The organism is Streptomyces sp. NPDC087859 (assembly GCF_044742595.1).
GTDB classification, from domain to species: Bacteria; Actinomycetota; Actinomycetes; order Streptomycetales; family Streptomycetaceae; genus Streptomyces; species Streptomyces canus_F.
This window is the reverse complement of sequence record NZ_JBIUUU010000015.1, coordinates 156,935-176,198: the sequence shown is the minus strand read 5'-3', so window position 1 is coordinate 176,198 and position 19,264 is coordinate 156,935. Positions and strand designations below refer to the sequence as shown.

The following is a 19,264-nucleotide window of genomic DNA, read 5'->3' as shown; positions in this document are numbered from 1 at the left end:
TGCGAAGTGTGTGGCGGAAGCTGTGCGCAGATACGTTCCTTTGACCGCCCCGCCGGGTCACGGCAGTAGCGCTGCGTGACCAGGCGGCGAGGTCAACTGCGGGAATTCCCAAGGCTTTCGGGGTTCCCCCGGACGGCCGAACACGCTCGGTCAGCATCGACTCCGACCGTCCCGGACGGAGATCATCGCCTGGCGTGTCAACTTCCAGCCGTCGCCGTGTCGTTCGACGTAACCAAGTGATCGGAGCTCGTACAGTCTCGCGATCGCGTCGTCCCGCGTCGTCTGCGCACCGCTCCCGACCTCGGCCGCGGTCGCCGCGCCGCGTGACGGCAGCGCGGCCAGGACCCGCCGGGCGCCCGGTGCCAGCAGATCGCGCGGCAGGACGGGGCCCCTCCGGTCCGGGGCGAGCTCTCCCATGTCACCGACCAGCTCGATGACTTCCTCGGCATCCGTGACCAGCGCCGCGTCCCCGCGCAGCAGCTCGTGCACCCCCGCGGAGAGTCCGCTGGTGGCCGGCCCGGGCACGCCCATGGTGTGCCGGCCGAGCCGCTGCGCCGCCCGCGCGGTGACGAGGGAACCGCTCCGATAGGCGGCCTCGACCACCACGGTCCCTCTGGTCAGCGCGGCGATCACCCGGTTCCGCAGCACGAACCTGCTCGGCGTCGGATGATCCCCTGGCGGCAACTCCCCGACCACCAGGCCCTGTTCCGCGATCCTGGTGATCAACTCGGTGTGCCCCGGCGGGTAGGGCCGGTCGACCCCGCAGGCCAGCACGGCGACGGTGGCCCCGCCGGCGCCGAGGGCACCGCGGTGTGCGGCGCCGTCGACCCCATAGGCTCCGCCGGACACGACGACCCACCCGCGCTCGGCGAGACCGCACGCGAGGGTGGCCGCCATGTGGGCCCCGTACTCGGTGCACGCCCGGGCGCCCACGACGGCGACCGACCTGAGCGCCCACATCCGCAGACTGGGCGCCCCACGTACCCACAGTCCCAGTGGCCGCGCGTCACCGAGGTCGTCGAGCTGCCCGGGCCACTCGGCGTCCCCGGGACACACGAACCGCACCCCGGACTCCCGCGCGACCCGCAGATCGGCATCCGGCTCGGCGACCCTCCCCCGGGCCACCAGCCCGCCCCACCGCTTCCCGGTCACCCCCGGCAGCGAGACCTCCCGCCCCTCCCGCACCCGCCGGGCCACCTCGCGCGCCCCGAACTCCCGCACCCACCGCCCGGCGACCTCGTCACCGGGCTCGACGACACGGGTGAGGAAGACACGGGCGAGGAGTTCGCCGTCCGGGTCCTGGCCTGCGGTCACGTCAGCGCTCCGATGGCCATCGGTACGCCCCTGGGGACCCCGGTGCGCAGTTGCAGCGCGAGGGCGACGTCGGTCGCGTCGGGGCGGTCGTGTCCGATCAGGTCGGCGACGGTCCAGGCGACGCGCAGGACTCGGTCGAGCCCGCGGGCCGTCAGGACGCCGCGTTCGAGGTTGCGCTCGGCCTCGTCCATCGCGCCGGGCTCCGCGTGCCAGCGGCTGCGCAGCTCACGGCCCGGCACTTCGCTGTTGGTCCGCCACGGGGTGCCGGTGAGACGGGCCGCGGCCCGCTCCCTGGCCGCCCGTACCCGGTCGGCCACGGTCGCGGTCGACTCGCCCCGGGCGTCGCGCTCGGTGAGCTGGGCCCGGGTGACGCGGTCCACCTCCACTCGCAGGTCGACCCGGTCGAGCAGCGGGCCGGAGAGCCGGGCCTGGTACCGGCGGATCGCCGAGGGCGGGCATTCGCAGAAGTCGTCGGTCTGCGAGAAGCGTCCGCAGGGGCACGGGTTGGCCGCCAGCACCATCAGGAACTTCGCCGGGAACCGCACGACACCCGCGCTGCGGGCGATCACCACATGGCCCGCCTCCAAGGGCTGCCGCAGGGCGTCCAGGGCCTGACTGCTGAACTCCGGGGTCTCGTCCAGGAAGAGGACTCCCCGGTGGGACAACGACACCGCACCGGGCCGGGCGATGCTGGGACCGCCTCCGACGAGCGCCTGCATGGTGGCCGAGTGGTGCGGGGCGCAGTAGGGCGCGACGTCGATCAGCGGTTTGCCCGGCGGCAGCAGACCCGCCACCGAGTGCACCGCCGTGACCTGGAGCGACTCCTCGCGGGTCAGCCGGGGCAGGACGGCGGGCAGCCGCTCCGCGAGCATCGTCTTGCCGGCACCGGGCGGCCCCTGGAGGAACAGATGGTGGCCGCCGGCCGCCGAGACCTCCACCGCCGTACGCGCCGAGCGCTGCCCCACGACGTCGGCCAGGTCGTGCCCGTAGTCCTGCTGCGCGGCGCCCATGCTGTGCATCCCCGTGGCGGCGCCGGTGCCCGGCACCCGCAGGCCCGCCATGAGCGGGTCGGGGCGCCCCGGCTCGTCCGGCTCCTCGTCGGGAACCGGCTCGTCGGCGAGGACCGCGATCAGCTGTCGCAGACTGCGCACGCCCAGCACGGAGACACCGGGTACCAGCGAGGCCTCGACGGCGGCGCACTCCGGCACGACGACCTGCTCATAGCCCGCGTCCGCGGCGGCCAGCACCGCCGGCAGGATGCCCCGGACCGGACGCACCCGTCCGTCGAGGCCCAGCTCTCCGATCATCACGATGTCGGCGAGCACCCGCGGGTCGATCCGCTCCGCGGCGCCGAGCACCGCACACGCGATGGCGAGATCGAAGCCCGAGCCGGCCTTCGGCACCGACGCCGGGCTGAGCCCCACCGTCAGCTTCTTCTGCGGCCACCCGCCGCCCGAGTTCACGACCGCCGCCCGAACCCGGTCCTTGCTCTCCGTAAGACTCTTATCCGGCAGCCCCACCAGCGTGAACGCCGCCACCCCGGGCTCCAGATCCGCCTGGACCTCCACGACCACGCCCTCGACGCCCACCAGCGCCACCGAGCACGTACGAGCGAATCCCATGTCAGGCCACCCCTCGCGCGTGCTCGACGACGGGTGCGCCGCGGTTCGGGAGGACGACGCCCACGAGGTCGATGCGGACGCCGCCCGGCGGTGCTCCTCCGTGGGCGTGGATCCAGCAAGCGGCGAGACCTCGCAGCCGCTCCGCTTTGTCGGGGGTCACGGCGGCCATCGGATGCTCGAAGGCACCCGTCCGGCGTGTCTTGACCTCGCAGACGACCAGGACGTCCCCGTCCCGCGCCACGATGTCGATCTCGCCCGTCCTGCCACAGCGCCAGTTGCGCTCCAGGACCGTCATCCCGGCTTCCGCCAGCCGCCGCGCGGCCAGCGCCTCACCGTACTTTCCGAGTGCACTGCGTGCCTGATGTGTGTTCATGTCGGCACCACCTCCGGCGCCAACCGTCACGCACAGCGGCCCACCAAGTTGATCTTGGTGGGCTACTCGGCGGTTGTGGAAAACTCCGTCACCCCGATGGGGCAACGTCAGCTGCCCGGAAGCTCCAGATCACTCTTGTTGAGCTCCTCGATGTTCACGTCCTTGAACGTGAGCACCCGCACCTGTTTCACGAACCGAGCCGGCCGATACATGTCCCACACCCACGCATCCGCCATCGACACCTCGAAGAACACCTCACCCTGGACCGAGTGCACCTGCATCTCGTAGTCATTGGTGAGATAGAAGCGCCGCTCGGTCTCGATCACGTACTTGAACAGACCGACGACATCGCGGTACTCCCGATAGAGCTTCAGCTCCATCTCGGTCTCGTACTTCTCGAGGTCCTCGGCGCTCATGGCATGTTCCCCTTCAGCCGTGCGGTCCCACCATTGTGCGCCAGTCCCGTCAGCCCCTAGACGATTTCGGGGTCGAGGGTCACGGGCGTGGCCGGGGGACCTTCGTCGAGCAGCCTGCGGAGCAGCCCGGCGAGTCTGGTCGGATACACCGTCTCATGTGCCTGGGTCAGTTCCTGACACGTCCACCAGCGCGCTCCGGCGACGCTGCGTCGTTCCAGCTCGGTCAGCGCCACGGCCCCGGGCACCACATCCGACGTCTTGGCCGTCCGGGCCAGGTAATACCACTCGTCCTGGTCCCACCGACGGCCCGCGAACGGGAAGGAGCACATCCGTCGCCACAGCAGCGGGCCGAGTTCCACCTCGGTGATGCCGGTCTCCTCCACGAGTTCCCGCAGAGCGGCCTGTTCACGAGTCTCGTCGCCCTCGATACCGCCGCCCGGGGTGAACCACCAGTCGTTCGTCGGATCGTCCGGCTCATGGCCGTGCAGCAGGAGGATGCGGTCGTCCGGGTCGAGCAGCACCACTCTGGCGACCTTGCGCAATCCGCCCTCGTAGGTGTCCGCCGAGGCCTCAGCGTGCACCCACGGGCTCCGTCCGGGTCCGGGATCGGCCGCGGCCCAGCAGCTTGGCGACCGGGCCGTAGGCGCCGCCGCCGAGGACGAGCACCGCACCGGCCACGATCAGGATCATGATCGTCCGCAGCGGGCCCGGCGAGGAGAGCGCACCGAGCTTCTCGAAGCCCGTCGGTTCCTTCAGCATGCCGTTCATCGGCCAGACGACGGCGTCCACGCGGGCCGTCACGGCGGACCGCGCGACCGTGCCGCTGGCGGCGTCCGTCAGATGGGCGCTGGAGTCCAGGGAGCCCTGCCGCTCGTCGCCCAGCAGGAACAGACGTCCCTCGGGGACCGTCACGGACGGGATGGTCTTCCACTCGGCCGCGCTCCCCGCGGGCAGATACGGCTCGTCGATCTGCTTGCCGTTGACGGTCAGCTTGCCGTCCGTGCAGCAGGCGACCGTGTCGCCGCCGACCGCGACCACGCGCTTGACCACGGGGGCGTTGGACACCCAGGTCTTGTCGGTGAAGACGACGACATCGCCCCGGCGTACCTCACCGCCGTCGACCCGCTGGGCCAGCACCCGGTTTCCGGCGTCGATGGTGGGCGCCATCGAGCTGGTGGGCACGGTGTACGGCCGGTAGACCACCGCTCCCCAGGCGAACCCGCCGAGGAACAGCACAAGGCCCAGCGCGACGGCCAGCCCGGACAGTCGCTGTCCGGTCCGGCTGCCCACCGGGCCCGTGTTCGTGCCTCCGCTGCGCGGGGCCGTGCGTGTCGTGCTCTCGCCACCCATGGGTCCGCACCCTACCCGGCAGTACCGGACGTGGTCAGCCCCTCACCAGCGACGAAGGTCACCCGCTCCGTAAAGGTTTCCCCTGGGTCAGCCGGTCAGCGGGTCTCGGCCGGCGCGATCCTCCGCCGGCGCCACAGCACCACCGGCACCACACCCGCGAGCGCGAGGCCCTGCGGGGCCGCCGACAGGGCGGTGGAGGCGGCGGACCGCGCGCTCAGATCCTGGTCGAAGGTGTCCGGGACCGGCAGCGTGCCCCAGCGGTTGATCGGCCAGGCCTTCACGATGGCGCGTCCGACGACCTCGTCGACCGGGACCATGCCGTGGTACTTGTCGTCCTGGTTGTACCGCGAGTCACGCGAGTTCTGGCGGTGGTCGCCCATGACCCAGATGTAGCCCTCGGGCACCTTGACCTTGAACTGGCCGCCGATGTCGTCGACCGTGCACGGGGTGTTGCCCGGGTAGACGTACGCCGACTCGCTCAGCGCCTTGCCGTTGACCTTCACCGGGCCGGTGCCCTTGCACTCGACGGTGTCGCCGCCGACGCCGATGACGCGCTTGATGAGGTCCTTCTCCTCGGCGGACGGCATCAGGCCGATCCAGCTGAGGAACGTCTGGATGGCGTTCGGGTCGGCGGTCGGCTCGCCCGCCAGCCACTGCGCGGGGTCGTGGAAGACGACGACCTCGCCGCGCTCGGGCTCGGAACCGAACCACGGGGTGAGCTTGTCGACCAGGACGCGGTCACCCTGCTGGAGGGTGTTCTGCATCGAGTCGGAGGGGATCGAGAACGCCTGCACCAGAAACGTCTTGATCAGCAGCGCCAGGACGAGCGCGATGCCGATCAGGATCGGCAGTTCCTTCCAGAAGGAGCGCTGGGTCTTCTGCTTGGGGGCCGAGTCGCCCGGCCCGTCGTCCCCGGGCTGTGTCCGCTCGTCCGCCGCGGAGTCACTCCCGGAGGTCACGGCGTCGTCCGTGGCCGGGTCGGGCGCGTCCACGGGGCGTCCGCGGTGCTCCTCGCCGTCGTGCCCGGACCGTGCGCCAACCGCCACATCCCCCACGCCAACTCCTTACTCTGTGCCGCCGCCTGCCCCATGTACGGCGCAGGCCCACCACTCCCATAACGAGCGGGAGTTCCGCAGGGCTCGGGAGCTGGATCGTTCCGTTCGGATCGTCGGAGGCAACCCTATGCGACAGTTGGGGAGCCGCAGTCGACCCGGCGGCCGAGTCGGTAATGGATGAGTATGTTTTCGGCTCGTCGAGGCTGTTCCAGTGGCCGAAGGGCCAGGCGATGACCCTCGCCCGTCCCACCACCGAGTCCTCGGAGACCGTGCCACCGTAGTCGGTGTCCTGATGCGCGCGGGAGTCCGCGGAGTTGGCCCGGTGATCGCCCATCACCCACAACCGCCCCTGCGGGACGGTGATGTCGAACTCCTGCGTCGACGGTGCGTTGCCGGGATAGAGGTAGTCGCCCTCGGTGAGCGGGACGCCGTTGACGGTGACACGCCCTTCCGCGTCACAGCACTTGACCCGGTCCCCGCCGACGCCGACGACCCGCTTGATGAGGTCCTTCTCGTTGTCGGACGGCAGCAGGCCGATGAAGGTGAGCCCCTCCTTGATCTGCTTGATGACGACGGGATCTTCCTTCTTCGTCGTCGTCTGCTCGTCCTGCAGCCAGCCGCCCGGGTCCTTGAAGACCACGACGTCCCCGCGCTGCGGCTTGGAGCCGAACCACGGGGTGAGCTTGTCGACCAGCACCCGGTCGCCGATCTGGATCGTCTGCTCCATGGAGCCGGACGGGATCACAAAGGCCTGCACGAGGAAGGTCTTCAGCACGAGCGCTATCAGCACGGCGACACCGACGAGAAGCGGTATCTCCTTGGCGGCCGAGCGCCTGCGGCGCCGCTTGACCTTGCGCTGGAGCTTGCGTCGCTCCGCGCGCGTACGACCGCCGGAGGAGCTGGAGGCGCGCCGGACACCGGTGGGCAGAAGGTTGTCGGCGGCGTCGCTGGGCACACCGCGCGGTTTGCCGCGATTACCCATCGGCACCTGCCGCGGCGGGCACCCGCGCGTAGGCGTCGGGTCGGTGCAGCCGGGTCCAGTGCGCGGTCGGCCATACGATCCAGTCGGCGCGGCCGATCACCTCGGTCACGGGGATCATGCCGCCGCCGGGCGAGCCCAGATGGTCGCGGGAGTCGCTGGACTCACCGCGGTGGTCACCGAGGACGAAGAGGGTGCCGTCGGGCACGGCGACGTCGAAGTCCACCGAGGACGGAGAGTCACCGGGATACAGGAACGACGACTCGTCGACCGACCGGCCGTTCACCTGGATCCTCCCCTCCTTGTCGCAGCAGACCACGTGGTCTCCCCCCACACCCACGACGCGCTTGATGTAGTCCGCATCCCCGAAATACCCGGTTCCGTCGAACACCACTACATCTCCGCGCTGCGGCTCGGCACCGAAACGGTACGCCAACTTATTTACGAGAACCCGGTCCCCGATCCTCAATCCGTTTTCCATGGATCCGCTGGGAATCTGGAACGGTTGCGCCACGAAAGCGTTGAGGGACAGCAAAAACAGCAGGCAGACCAACAGGGTCAGGCTGATCCGGCCACCGGGAAGCCACTGGGTGATCCACGACACCAACGCGAAACGCGACCGTCCCTCCTGACCCTCTGTGTCCGAGATCTCCTCGGATCGGGAAGGGCGGGAGGAGCGGTCGCGCTCCGTCTGCTGTGCTTCGGTGTCCATCGGGGCCAGATGCTATCCGGCCCCTCTGTGGACCCCGGAAGGCGAGATCAGTTGTCGCGCTTCTCCTTGATCTTCGCGGCCTTGCCGCGCAGCTCACGGAGGTAGTACAGCTTGGCGCGACGCACGTCACCGCGGGTCACGAGCTCGATCTTCTCGACGATCGGGGTGTGCACCGGGAAGGTGCGCTCCACGCCGACGGAGAACGAGACCTTGCGGACCGTGAAGGTCTCGCGGACACCGGCGCCCTGACGACGGATGACTACGCCCTTGAACTGCTGCACACGGGAGCGGTTGCCCTCGATGACGCGGACGTGGACGTTGACGGTGTCACCCGGGCGGAAGGCCGGGATGTCGGTGCGCAGCGACGCGCTGTCGACGGAGTCGAGCAGGTGAGACATTTCGTCTGCTTTCTTCACCCATGCCACAGGTCATAGGCGGTAGCTAGGTGTATCGGAGGATGCTGTCCGTGCCGGGGCGGGCGTCGTGTCCCCCTGTGGCAGGGGCGCACGCCGGACGACGCACAACAGCGACCTATTGTTCCACGTCGTCGACCCGACGCCAAAATCGGCCGTACGGCTCCCCTGCCGGATCGGGCGCCCAACCCAGGATGGAGAGCATCTCGCGGTCCTTCTTGTCGAAGGCCTTGGGGTCGCAGCGCTCGATGAGGTCGGGCCGGTTGGCCGTGGTGCGCTTGAGCGCCTCGTCGCGCCGCCAGCGGGCGATTTTGCCGTGGTGGCCGCTGAGCAGCGTGTCCGGGATCTCCCGGCCGCGCCACCGGGGCGGCTTGGTGTAGACGGGGCCCTCCAGGAGGTTCGCCATGGCGCCGGGCGCGAAGGAGTCGTCCCGGTGGGACTCGGCGTTGCCCAGGACACCGGGCAGCAGCCGGGCCACGGCCTCCGTGACGACGAGGACGGCCGCCTCGCCGCCGGCGAGGACGTAGTCGCCGATGGAGACCTCGTAGACGGGCATCCGGGTCGCGTACTCGTCGATGACGCGGCGGTCGATGCCCTCGTAGCGGGCGGGCGTGAAGACCAGCCAGGGCCGCTCGGAGAGCTCCACGGCGAGTTCCTGCGTGAAGGGACGGCCGCTGGGCGTGGGGACGATGAGGGCGGGCGCGTGGGAGCCCGTGTCATAGCCGTCGGCCAGCACGGAGTCCAGCGCGTCCCCCCACGGGTCGGTCTTCATGACCATGCCGGGGCCGCCGCCGTACGGGGTGTCGTCGACGGTGTTGTGGCGGTCGTACGTCCAGTCGCGCAGGTCGTGGACGTGGACGTTCAGCTGTCCACGCGCGCGTGCCTTGCCGACGAGGGAGACGTTCAGGGGTTCGAGGTACTCGGGGAAGATCGTGACGACGTCGAGCCTCATGCGCTGTCTTCCTTGGACGACGCGATCTCGGCCTGGTCGTCGATCAGCCCGGGCGGCGGGTCGATCACCGCGCGCTGCTCCTCGAGGTCGATCTCGGTGACGATCGACTCGACGAACGGGATCATCACCTCGCTGCCGTCGGGCCGCTCGACGATGAAGAGGTCCTGGGAGGGCAGGTGCGAGATCTCGGTGATCCGGCCGACCTCCACACCGTCCTTGGTCACCACGTCCAGGTCCATCAGCTGGTGGTCGTAGTACTCGTCCTCCTCCTCGGGCAGCTCCTCCGGGTCCACCTCGGCGATCAGGAGGGTGTTGCGGAGGGCCTCCGCGCCGGAGCGGTCCTTGACGCCCTCGAAGCGCAGGAGGAGGCGTCCGCTGTGGACGCGGCCGGTCTCGATGGTGAGGGGGCCGGTGGAGGCGGGGTCCGTGAGGAGTACGGCGCCGGGCCCGAGCCTGAGCTCCGGCTCGTCGGTGCGGACCTCCACGGTGACCTCGCCCTTGATGCCGTGGGCACGGCCGATGCGAGCGACTACCAGCTGCACTGTGCTTGTTCTCCTGTAGGTACGACTACGGGCCGGGGACGGCCCAGTGGCCCTCCCCGGCCCGAGCCGGTGCTGCGTTTGGCGTCAGCGGACGTGGTCCACGTCGACGAGGTCGACACGGACACCACGGCCGCCGATGGCGCCCACGACGGTACGCAGAGCGCGTGCGGTGCGGCCGTTGCGACCGATCACCTTGCCGAGGTCGTCGGGGTGGACCCGGACCTCCAGCACTCGCCCGCGACGCAGGTCGCGTGAGGCGACCTGCACATCGTCAGGGTTGTCGACGATGCCCTTCACGAGGTGCTCGAGAGCCTCCTCGAGCATGCTCAGGCCTCGGTCGACTCGGACTCGGCGGCAGCCTCGTCCTTCTTCTCAGCCTTCTTCTTCTGGGTGATGGCCTCACCCTTGCCCTCGTCGTCGCCACCGAGGGCGTCGAACACGGGGCGAGTGGCCTTCGGCTCGGCCACGAGCAGCGGAGCCGGGGCGGGAAGGCCCTTGAACTTCTGCCAGTCGCCGGTCAGCTTCAGGATGGCGAGGACGGGCTCGGTCGGCTGCGCGCCGACACCCAGCCAGTACTGCGCGCGCTCCGAGTCGACCTCGATGCGCGAGGGGTTCTGCACCGGGTGGTACAGGCCGATCTCCTCGATCGCACGGCCGTCACGACGGGTGCGGGAGTCGGCGATGACGATGCGGTAGTGAGGCGAACGGATCTTGCCCAGACGCTTCAGCTTGATCTTGACTGCCACGGGAGTGGGTTCTCCTGGATTTGACGTGGTTGGGCACGGCGAGATTGCCGCGTGGGGTTGCGGTACCCGAGTGCCCGATGGACGCGTCAGCCGGAGGCGAGAGGGTTCCTGTGCGGCTGTCGAGTACAGCTAGCCATTGTGCCATACCTGGCGGGTCGCGTCGGACGGAGCCCGCGGCGGGGCACGCCTGAAGGGCACCCGGCGGCGCAGGGTGCCCCAGACGTCGTTCCGGCACCCACGAGATGCCGGTACTCCAACGGCCGCGGTTACGCGGCCCCGAGGACCTCGGGAATCCGGAACGGCTTGCCGCACCCTCCGCAGACGATCGGCGCCTGCGCCAGGACCGACGGGACGACGCGCACATTGCGGCCGCAGTCGCAGACCGCCTTGACGCGTACGCCTCCGCCGGACGAGCCGTGCCGGGCGGCCGGGCCGCGGAAGGAGCGGGCCGTGTCGGCGGAGGTGGCCGCCGTGTGGGCCTTCAGGGCGCGCTGGAGCCGCTCGATGGTCGGGCGGTAACGGCGCTTGGCCTCGGGGTTGAGCGTGACCAGGGAGAAGCCACTGCTGGGATGCGGTTCCTCGGGGTGGTCCAGGCCCAGCTCCTCGGCGATCGCGAGGAATCTGCGGTTGTGGTAGCGGCCGGCGCGGGAGGTGTCGCGGACGCCGCGGGAGGCGGCGATCCCATGGACTGCCTCGTGGAGCAGTCGCTCGAAGGAGAGCTCGTGTCCGCACGCGGACGACGACTCTCCGATCAGGGACTCTGGCGCGGCGAGATCGGGCAGCTCGGGGTGGTACCGCTGAATGTCGGCCCACGCCTGCGCCAGCTCGGCGGCGAGAACAGGTGGTGTCTGTGTCGTGCTCACGTAATGACAACGAGCCGGGGTGCCCCAGTGTTCCGATTCCGGGGCATCCCAAATAATTTGCACGTACCCGTCAGTTGCCGCTGATGCGTCCTGACGAGGGCGGGTGCGCTGATCTGCGGAGAAGCCTCACAGCTCGTACTAAGCCGGTACGTAGGCTGATATACGCCCCGCCGCGTAGACGGTGTCCGCGCCCCGGGGCGACTGTGGTCCGTGGATGCGCAAGAGGCGTTTCGGTCGCTCTCACGCCGGAAGGGCGCTACCTCACTCAGCGCGCGGCACGACCGCGACGTTACCGGGCGCCTTGTCTCCGTCGCCAACCGACCCGCCCGCGGCGACCAGACACCGTACGATCACCACGAACCCGGCCACCTTCGCCGTGCCGCTCTCCAGGTCACGGGCTCGATCCCGATCCGTACCGGCACGTCCTGAGCGCCGGCCCCGCGGACCTTGGCCGGAACCGTCTCGTCGCCCTTGATCGCTGTTCCCAACGGACCACGTTCGCCCACCGGTTGATCAGCAGCGACCGTCTCCGCCCGCGTCCGCTCCGCCGGCCCTTACCCGCAAAACGGATGACCATGGTACGGCTCCAGGTTGCCGGGATGTGAAATCTCGCCAGGAGTCCAGGCAACCCGCAAGCCGGGCCCCACAGACCCTGGACGCGCGCTCGAGTGCGGAGTTATCTGGCATACGGGGGGAGTGCGAGCGCACGTCACGGGGGCTACGTAATCGGGCACAGCAGCAACTCTCGGCGGATTGGGGCGCTTTCGATGACACCTACGCTCGTGCGGCAGCACCTGACTCATACGGGGGAGGAGCCCCGTGTGGACCGGTGTGCACGCGCGCGTGACTGGTCCGAGATCCAGGAGCGGATGCTGGTTCCGCTCTACGAGGCCGTCTACGAGCGACTCGAAGTGGGCAGCGGCACCCGGGTGCTGGGCCTCGGCTGCGGCAGCGGACTCGCCCTGCTGATGGCGGCGTCGAGAGGGGCCGCGGTCACCGGTGTCGACTCCTCGGCCTCCGAACGACTGGCGCTGGCCCGGGAGCGGCTGCTGTCCGAGGCGTGGGGCACGCGCACGCGTGCGGAGACCCGGATCGTGGACGGTCACCCCCGGGACGCGGCCGGCGCGGAGACGCCCGCGTACACCCTGGTGACCTCTTTCGAGCCCATCGGGTGTCTCGCGGGCGACTCGGAGGGGCTCGCCGGGCTGCTCGCCGCGGCGACGCCGCTCGTCGAGCGGGGGGCGCCCGTGGTGCTCGCCGGCTGGGGTCCGCCGGAACGGTGCACCACGTCGTCCGTGCTGCGGGTGGCCACCAAGCTGGCGGATCCGCTGCGCAGCGCGGGCAGTTGGCGCCCCGCCCTTCGCGACGACCTGGAGGAGGTGGCCCAGCGGGCGGGCCTCAAGCCGGACGGTTCCGGCCGGGTCGCCTGCCCCTTCGGCTACGCCGACGTGGACAGCGCGTTGCGGGGCCTGCTCTCCACGGGCCTCTTCGACGCGGCGATCTCCGCGACGGACCAGGCGCAGGTCGACAAGGAGGTCGTGGAGGCTCTCCACCCGTACCGGCGCAGGGACGGGACGGTGTGGATGCCGAACGTCTTCCGGTACCTGATCGCGCGCGTGCCGTAGCGCTTCACCGGAGGTGCCGCGGGGTGTCGTCGTCCGGCCTCAGCCTTCCGTCTCCTTCGTCAGCCGTGCGATCCCCGCGATCCGGTACGCGTCCGCCTCCTCCAGCGTCTCGTTCACCAGCAGGGCCTGGGCGAGGGCGTCCAACTGGTCGCGGTGGTCCCGGAGTTTGCGGCAGGCCTCCTCGTAGCAGTCGTCCACGATCCGGCGCATCTCGTGCTCGATCACATCCAGGGTCTGCGGGGCCGCCGAGAGACCGTAGGCCTGCTGGGCGTCACTGGGCAGCGCGGACAGCCGGCCCACGCGCTCGCTCATCCCCCACCGTGCGACCATGCCGCGCGCGATGTTGGTGACCTGTTCGAGGTCGTTCTCCGCACCGGTGGTGATGGCGTCGTAGACGACGTGCTCCGCGGCCATGCCACCGAGTGCGCCGATGATGCGGCCGCGCAGGTACTCCTCGGTGTACGCATACCTGTCCGCGTCCGGCGTGGACAGCGTCACGCCGAGGGCCCGGCCGCGCGGCACGATGGTGATCTTGCGGACGGGGTCGGCGCCCGGTTGCAGCATGCCGAGGAGGGCGTGTCCGCTCTCGTGGTAGGCGGTGCGGCGACGCTCCCCCTCGGGCATCACCAGCGGGCGTTCGGCGCCCAGTTGGACCTTCTCCAGCGCCTCCGAGAGGTCGGCCTGCGTGACCCTCTCCTGCTTGCGCTTCACCGCCAGCAGCGCCGCCTCGTTCGCCAGGTTGGCCAGTTCGGCGCCGGTCATGCCCGGGGTCGTACGGGCGACCCGGGCCAGGTCGACGCCGTCGGCGAGCGGCATCTCGCGGGTGTGGATCTCCAGGATCGCCTCACGGCCGCCCCGGTCCGGGGGCGAGACCATGACCACCCGGTCGAAACGGCCGGGACGGGTCAGAGCCGGGTCCAGGACGTCGGCCCGGTTCGTCGCCGCGATGACGATGACGCCCTCCGAGCCGGAGAAGCCGTCCATCTCGGTGAGGATCTGGTTGAGGGTCTGCTCGCGCTCGTCATGGCCGCCCATGCCCGAGCCGCCACCGCGGGCCCGGCCGATGGTGTCGATCTCGTCGATGAAGATGATCGACGGAGCCACCTTGCGCGCCTCGGCGAACAGTTCACGCACGCGTGAAGCGCCGACACCCACGATCATCTCGATGAACTCGGACGCGGAAGCCGAGAAGAAGGGCACCCCCGCCTCACCGGCGACGGCCCGCGCGAGCAGGGTCTTCCCGGTACCGGGCGGACCCGCGAGCAGCACACCGCGGGGCATCTTCGCGCCCATCCTGCGGTAGACGTCGGGGTGCTCCAGGAAGTCGACGACGTCGTCCAGCTCGCCCTTGACCTCGTCGATGCCGGCCACGTCGGCGAAGGTGGTGCGCTGGGTGCCGGGCCGCAGGCCCACCGGCTTGGGCGGCGCCTTGCGCCCGAGCATGCCGCCCGCACCGCCCAGCCCGCCGCCGACCCGCCGGGCGAAGAAGATCCACACGGCGACCAGGAGCACGATCGGCACCAGCGAGAGCAGCAGGTTGGGCAGCAGACCGCGCTGCTGCACGACCGGTCGCGCCGTGACCGTGACGTCGTGGCTGCTCAGGTGCTGCCAGAGGGCGTCGTCGGCGAAGGCCGGGCGCTGGGTCCTGAACTTGGTGTAGTCGCCGCCGCCGTCTGGATCGTCCCGGGACTGCTTGAGCTGGCCCTGGATCGCGTCGCCCTTGGAGTAGATCTTGTCGACGTTGCCCGCGTCGACCTGTCTGCTGAACTCCGTGTAGGAGATCGTCGGCTCGTCGCCCCCGCCGAGGTAGTTCAGCCCGACGTACACCAGCAGGAAGACGATCACCGCGGTGACGGCCAGTCCCCACCAGCGGCCGCGCGGCCGCCTCCCGCCTGGGGGCCGTGGTCCGTCGTCCGGGGTGCCCTCGGTGCGCCAGGGCTGGTCGGGGGCTTTGCGCGCCGGGGCGGCATTGCTCATATCTGGACGTTACGGCAGACTCCGGGCCCCGGCACGCGCTGAGGGCGCCCTCCGGCAGGGAGGACGCCCTCGAAGTCGCACGGAACTCAGCCCATGAACTTCTTGAACTCGTCCGGCAGCTCGAAGTCCTGCGGGGCCTGCTGGCCCGGCACACCGAAGGCGTTGCCACCCTGGGCGCCCGCGGCCCGGCGCGCGGCCTCCTCGGCCTCCTGCTGCTTGCGCTTCATCGGGTTGCCGGAGCGCTGCTTGCCCTTGGCCTGCTTCGGCTGCTTCTTGGCGCGGCCGGGGCCGCCACCCATGCCCGGCATCCCGGGCATCCCCGGCATACCGCCGCCCTGGGCCATGCGGGACATCATCTTGCGGGCCTCGAAGAACCGCTCGACCAGGTTCTTGACCGCGCTGACCTCGACGCCGGAGCCCTTGGCGATACGGGCGCGGCGGGAGCCGTTGATGATCGTCGCGTCCTGGCGCTCGGCCGGGGTCATCGACTTGATGATGGCGGCCGTGCGGTCGACGTCGCGCTCGTCCAGGTTGTTGATCTGGTCCTTGATCTGGCCCATGCCGGGGAGCATGCCGAGCAGCTTGGAGATGCTGCCCATCTTCCTGACCTGTTCCATCTGGGCCAGGAAGTCGTCCAGGGTGAAGTCCTGGCCCTTCTTGGACGCCAGCTTGGAGGCCATCTTCTCGGCCTCTTCCTGACTGAACGTCTTCTCCGCCTGCTCGATCAGGGTGAGCAGGTCACCCATGTCGAGGATGCGGGAGGCCATCCGGTCAGGGTGGAAGGCGTCGAAGTCCTCGAGCTTCTCGCCGTTGGACGCGAACATGATCGGCTTGCCGGTGATCTGCCGGATCGACAGGGCCGCACCACCGCGGGCGTCGCCGTCGAGCTTGGAGAGCACCACGCCGTCGAAGCCGACGCCGTCGCGGAAGGACTCGGCGGTGTTGACCGCGTCCTGGCCGATCATCGCGTCGACGACGAAGAGGATCTCGTCGGGGGAGACGGCGTCCCTGATGTCCGCCGCCTGCTGCATCATCTCCTGGTCGATGCCGAGGCGGCCGGCGGTGTCCACGATCACGATGTCGTGGACCTTGGACTTGGCGTGCTCGATGGAGTCCTTGGCGACCTTGACCGGGTCGCCCACGCCGTTGCCGGGCTCCGGCGCGTAGACGGCCACGCCCGCGCGCTCGGCGACGACGCTGAGCTGGTTCACGGCGTTGGGACGCTGGAGGTCGGCGGCGACGAGGAGCGGCGAGTGGCCCTGCTCCTTCAGCCAGCGGCCGAGCTTGCCCGCCAGGGTGGTCTTACCGGCACCCTGCAGACCCGCGAGCATGATCACGGTGGGCGGCTGCTTGGCGAAGCGCAGTCGCCGGGTCTCACCGCCGAGGATCGTGACGAGTTCGTCGTTGACGATCTTCAGAACCTGCTGCGCCGGGTTCAGCGCCTTGGAGACATCGGAGCCGAGCGCGCGCTCCTTGACGTTCTTGATGAACGTCCGGACGACCGGCAGGGCCACGTCCGCTTCGAGAAGGGCGATGCGGATCTCGCGGGCCGTGGCGTCGATGTCCGCCTCGGACAACCTGCCCTTGCCGCGGAGATTCTTGAAAGTCGCGCTGAGGCGGTCGGAGAGGGTATCGAACACGGCGGCGTCGGTCCTCGGAGTCGGGGGCGTTTGGACTGCCCTCCAGGGTATCCGGCTCGGCAAGCAAATCGTCCCCGCCCGCACGGTTGAGCGGACGGGGACGGAAACCCCCGCGTCGGCGGAGAGCGGATCGGACGTATGGCGGCCTCGCGGAGGCGCCCCGGATCGCCCCGCGTCAGCGGGGAACACCCGGCGGCCGGGCGACGCGACCGCGAGGTCACGCCCGCAGCGTCTCCTCCAGCTTCCGCGCCACGCTCGACGCCTCCTCCCCCGGCAGCGGCGCCCCGTCGGGCCCCGTGACATAGAACGCGTCGACGGCGTTGGCGCCCAGCGTGGACACATGCGCGCTGCGCATCCGCACTCCCGCGTCCTCCAGCGCCCGCCCGATCCGGAACAGCAGCCCCGGTGCGTCCTGTGCGCGCACCTCGATCACCGTGGCCAGCCGGGACGCGGCCGGATGGACGGTCACCCGTGCCGCGGGCGCCACCACACCGCGCCTGCGCGGATACGCGGCGTCCCGCTCGGCCAGCCGCCCGGCGATGTCCAGCGAGCCGTCCAGCGCCCGCACAAGGTCCGCGCGCAGTCGCGCCGCCTGCGGCAGGGAGCCGTACTCCGCCGCCACCCGCCAGTTCAGCAGCAGCACCGAGCCCTCGACGCCGTCCGGCAGGTCCAGGGCGCGCAGCTCGGCCGTGCGGACGGTCAGGCGGTGCATGGCGAGCACGCCGGCCACGGCGGGCAGCACGCCCGCCCGGTCGGGTACGGCGATCAGCAGCTCCACACCGAGCGGCTCGGGGTCACCGGCCGGCTGTTCCTCCGCGACGGCCGGCGGCTCGGTCTGCGCGCGCAGCGACAGCACCGGGCTGCCCGTCGCGATCGCCTCGATGGCGAGCCGCTCCTGTTCGGCGGTGGGCGCGGCGGCCTCGGGTTCGTCCGGGTCGTCGCCGGCGAGCACGGCCGCGACCCGCTTGACCAGGTCGGCGACGAGCGAGCCCCGCCAGGACGACCAGGCGGCCGGCCCGGTGGCGAGCGCGTCGGCCTCCGTCAGGGCGTGCAGCAGTTCGAGGGTGCCCTGCGAACCGACCGCCTCGGCGACCGAACGGACCGTCGCCGGGTCCTCCAGGTCACGCCGGGTGGCCGTGTCCACGAGCAGCAGGTGATGGCGTACGAGGGAGGCGAGCACCGCCACGTCCTCGCGGTCGAAGCCGATCCGGCCCGCCACGTCGCGCGCGATGATCTCGCCGGCGACGGAGTGGTCACCGGGCCACCCCTTGCCGATGTCGTGCAGCAGCGCGGCGACGAGCAGCAGGTCGGGGCGGTGGACGCGCCGGGTGAACTCGGAGGCCCGCACCGCGGTCTCGATGAGATGCCGGTCGACCGTCCAGATGTGCACCGCGTTGCGCTGCGGCCGGCAGCGCACCCGCTCCCAGTCGGGGAGCAGACGTGTGATCAGCCCCTCCGCCTCCAGGGCCTCCCAGACATCGATCGTCGGGGAGCCGGAGCCGAGCAGGGTCACCAGCTGTTCGCGTGCCTCGGCGGGCCAGGGCGTGGGCAGGGGGCGCACATTGGCCGCCATGCGCCGTACGGCGTGCAACGACAGCGGCAGGCCCGCCTGCGCGGCGGCCGCGGCGGCGCGCAGCGGGAGCACGGGGTCGCGTTCGGGACGCGCGGCGCGGGCGAGCACCACCTCGCCGTCCTGCTCGACCACGCCCTCCGCCAGCGGCGACCTGTCCGACACCGGCTTGCCGCCGCCCAGCATGGCGCGCAGCCGCGGCCGCACGGCGCGCGAACGCAGCACGCGGCCCACTTCGCGCCAGGTGACATCACTGGCGTAGGCGATGACCCGCGCCGCCTCGTACACCTGCCGCAGCAGCGTGTCCGCGTCGAGCAGTCCGAGCTCGGCGGCGACCTGGTCCTGCTCCTGGAGCGCGAGCCGGTCGGTCGCGCGCCCGGTGGTGAGGTGCAGGGCGTCGCGTACGTCGAGCAGCCGGCGCCGGGCGTCGTCGAGGCCTTCGCGCGGGGCGTCGGCCAGCCAGGAGGCGGCGACGGCGCGCAGGGCGGTGGCGTCCCGCAGTCCGCCGCGGGCTTCCTTCAGGTCCGGCTCCAGCAGGTACTGGAGCTCGCCCTGGCGCTCGGCGCGCTCGGCGCACAGCTCCTGGAGTTCGGGGAGGCGCTTGGGCGCCTGGTTGCGCCAGTCGGCGAGGACGGCGGTGCGCAGTCCGGCGGTCAGGCCCAGGTCACCGGCGAGGTGACGGGCGTCCAGGAGGCCGAGTTGGACTTTGAGATCCTCCGCGGCCGTCTTGCGGGCTTCGGCGGGCGTCCGCACGGAGTGGTCGAGGGCGAGGCCCAGGTCCCAGACCGGGTACCAGAGACGGTCGGCCAGGGTCGCGACGGCGGCGGAGTCGCTGCCGTCGTGCAGCAGGAGCAGGTCCAGGTCGCTGCGCGGGGACAGCTCGCCACGGCCGTAGCCGCCGACCGCGACCAGGGAGACCCCGCGCAGTGCCTCGGCGCCCGTGTCGAAGAGCCCCGACAGCCAGTCGTCCGTCAGTTCGGCGAGGGCCGAACGGCGCGGCGGCCCGGACTGCGCCCCCTCGGTGAGGAGGCGCAGCCGGGCCGCCGCGTAGCCGCTGGGTCCCGAGTCTTCTGCTTCTTTACGCACGTCCGTACTCGACACCCAGCAGCTCCTAA

19 protein-coding genes are annotated in these 19,264 nt (G+C 70.9%); 1 reads left to right on the top strand and 18 read right to left on the bottom strand.

Annotated elements, in window-relative coordinates; translation table 11 throughout:
* Positions 1-150 precede the first annotated feature (150 nt).
* The 15 genes from dprA to ACIOHP_RS33915 form a co-directional block, all read right to left on the bottom strand.
* Positions 151-1,314, bottom strand: a complete 1,164-nt coding sequence (dprA, locus tag ACIOHP_RS33985) for a DNA-processing protein DprA (RefSeq protein WP_401893472.1) — start codon at positions 1,312-1,314, stop codon at positions 151-153.
* Complete coding sequence (locus ACIOHP_RS33980; RefSeq protein WP_401893470.1) at positions 1,311-2,936, bottom strand: YifB family Mg chelatase-like AAA ATPase; 1,626 nt, start codon at positions 2,934-2,936, stop codon at positions 1,311-1,313. The genes dprA and ACIOHP_RS33980 overlap by 4 nt, the downstream gene beginning before the upstream one ends.
* Before the next feature lies 1 nt (position 2,937).
* Positions 2,938-3,309, bottom strand: coding sequence for a YraN family protein (locus tag ACIOHP_RS33975; RefSeq protein ID WP_401893469.1), 372 nt, complete (start codon positions 3,307-3,309; stop codon positions 2,938-2,940).
* A 107-nt stretch (positions 3,310-3,416) separates the two neighbouring features.
* On the bottom strand, positions 3,417-3,725 hold the full coding sequence (locus ACIOHP_RS33970; protein WP_005311352.1) for a DUF2469 domain-containing protein: 309 nt from the start codon (positions 3,723-3,725) through the stop codon (positions 3,417-3,419).
* Positions 3,726-3,781: 56 nt separating this feature from the next.
* Positions 3,782-4,306, bottom strand: a complete 525-nt coding sequence (locus ACIOHP_RS33965) for an NUDIX hydrolase (protein ID WP_361545768.1) — start codon at positions 4,304-4,306, stop codon at positions 3,782-3,784.
* Positions 4,296-5,075, bottom strand: coding sequence for a signal peptidase I (lepB, locus tag ACIOHP_RS33960; RefSeq protein ID WP_361545766.1), 780 nt, complete (start codon positions 5,073-5,075; stop codon positions 4,296-4,298). The genes ACIOHP_RS33965 and lepB (ACIOHP_RS33960) overlap by 11 nt, the downstream gene beginning before the upstream one ends.
* 95 nt (positions 5,076-5,170) lie before the next feature.
* Positions 5,171-6,130, bottom strand: coding sequence for a signal peptidase I (gene lepB / locus ACIOHP_RS33955; protein ID WP_361545763.1), 960 nt, complete (start codon positions 6,128-6,130; stop codon positions 5,171-5,173).
* The gene (gene lepB, locus ACIOHP_RS33950) at positions 6,018-7,112 is read right to left on the bottom strand and encodes a signal peptidase I (RefSeq protein ID WP_361545760.1); all 1,095 of its coding nucleotides are present in this window, start codon (positions 7,110-7,112) and stop codon (positions 6,018-6,020) included. The genes lepB (ACIOHP_RS33955) and lepB (ACIOHP_RS33950) overlap by 113 nt, the downstream gene beginning before the upstream one ends.
* Positions 7,105-7,821, bottom strand: coding sequence for a signal peptidase I (gene lepB, locus ACIOHP_RS33945; RefSeq protein WP_401893466.1), 717 nt, complete (start codon positions 7,819-7,821; stop codon positions 7,105-7,107). Before lepB (ACIOHP_RS33945) ends, lepB (ACIOHP_RS33950) begins: the two co-directional genes overlap by 8 nt.
* A 47-nt stretch (positions 7,822-7,868) precedes the next feature.
* The gene (gene rplS, locus ACIOHP_RS33940; RefSeq protein WP_046258836.1) at positions 7,869-8,219 is read right to left on the bottom strand and encodes a 50S ribosomal protein L19; all 351 of its coding nucleotides are present in this window, start codon (positions 8,217-8,219) and stop codon (positions 7,869-7,871) included.
* 133 nt (positions 8,220-8,352) lie between these two features.
* A complete protein-coding gene (gene trmD, locus ACIOHP_RS33935; RefSeq protein WP_361545754.1) occupies positions 8,353-9,186 on the bottom strand; it encodes a tRNA (guanosine(37)-N1)-methyltransferase TrmD in 834 nt (277 codons plus the stop codon).
* Positions 9,183-9,728, bottom strand: a complete 546-nt coding sequence (gene rimM, locus ACIOHP_RS33930; protein WP_361545751.1) for a ribosome maturation factor RimM — start codon at positions 9,726-9,728, stop codon at positions 9,183-9,185. The genes trmD and rimM overlap by 4 nt, the downstream gene beginning before the upstream one ends.
* Positions 9,729-9,812: 84 nt before the next feature.
* Positions 9,813-10,052: an RNA-binding protein gene (locus ACIOHP_RS33925; protein ID WP_005479813.1), complete on the bottom strand. Its 240-nt coding sequence runs from the start codon at positions 10,050-10,052 to the stop codon at positions 9,813-9,815.
* 2 nt (positions 10,053-10,054) lie between these two features.
* Complete coding sequence (gene rpsP, locus ACIOHP_RS33920; RefSeq protein WP_046258839.1) at positions 10,055-10,474, bottom strand: 30S ribosomal protein S16; 420 nt, start codon at positions 10,472-10,474, stop codon at positions 10,055-10,057.
* 266 nt (positions 10,475-10,740) lie between these two features.
* Entirely contained in the window at positions 10,741-11,337 is a 597-nt protein-coding gene (locus ACIOHP_RS33915) for a hypothetical protein (RefSeq protein ID WP_046258840.1), read from the bottom strand.
* A gap of 767 nt (positions 11,338-12,104) precedes the next feature.
* Between ACIOHP_RS33915 and ACIOHP_RS33910 the strand changes: the two genes are divergently transcribed.
* Positions 12,105-12,962: a class I SAM-dependent methyltransferase gene (locus ACIOHP_RS33910; RefSeq protein ID WP_401893463.1), complete on the top strand. Its 858-nt coding sequence runs from the start codon at positions 12,105-12,107 to the stop codon at positions 12,960-12,962.
* 39 nt (positions 12,963-13,001) lie between these two features.
* On the opposite strand, the gene ftsH is transcribed toward ACIOHP_RS33910, so the two are convergent.
* From ftsH to ACIOHP_RS33895, 3 genes are all read right to left on the bottom strand, one after another.
* The gene (gene ftsH, locus ACIOHP_RS33905; RefSeq protein WP_401893461.1) at positions 13,002-14,939 is read right to left on the bottom strand and encodes an ATP-dependent zinc metalloprotease FtsH; all 1,938 of its coding nucleotides are present in this window, start codon (positions 14,937-14,939) and stop codon (positions 13,002-13,004) included.
* A gap of 86 nt (positions 14,940-15,025) precedes the next feature.
* On the bottom strand, positions 15,026-16,579 hold the full coding sequence (gene ffh / locus ACIOHP_RS33900) for a signal recognition particle protein (RefSeq protein ID WP_307025387.1): 1,554 nt from the start codon (positions 16,577-16,579) through the stop codon (positions 15,026-15,028).
* Positions 16,580-16,796: 217 nt separating this feature from the next.
* Positions 16,797-19,250: a [protein-PII] uridylyltransferase gene (locus ACIOHP_RS33895; protein WP_361545739.1), complete on the bottom strand. Its 2,454-nt coding sequence runs from the start codon at positions 19,248-19,250 to the stop codon at positions 16,797-16,799.
* Positions 19,251-19,264 lie beyond the last annotated feature (14 nt).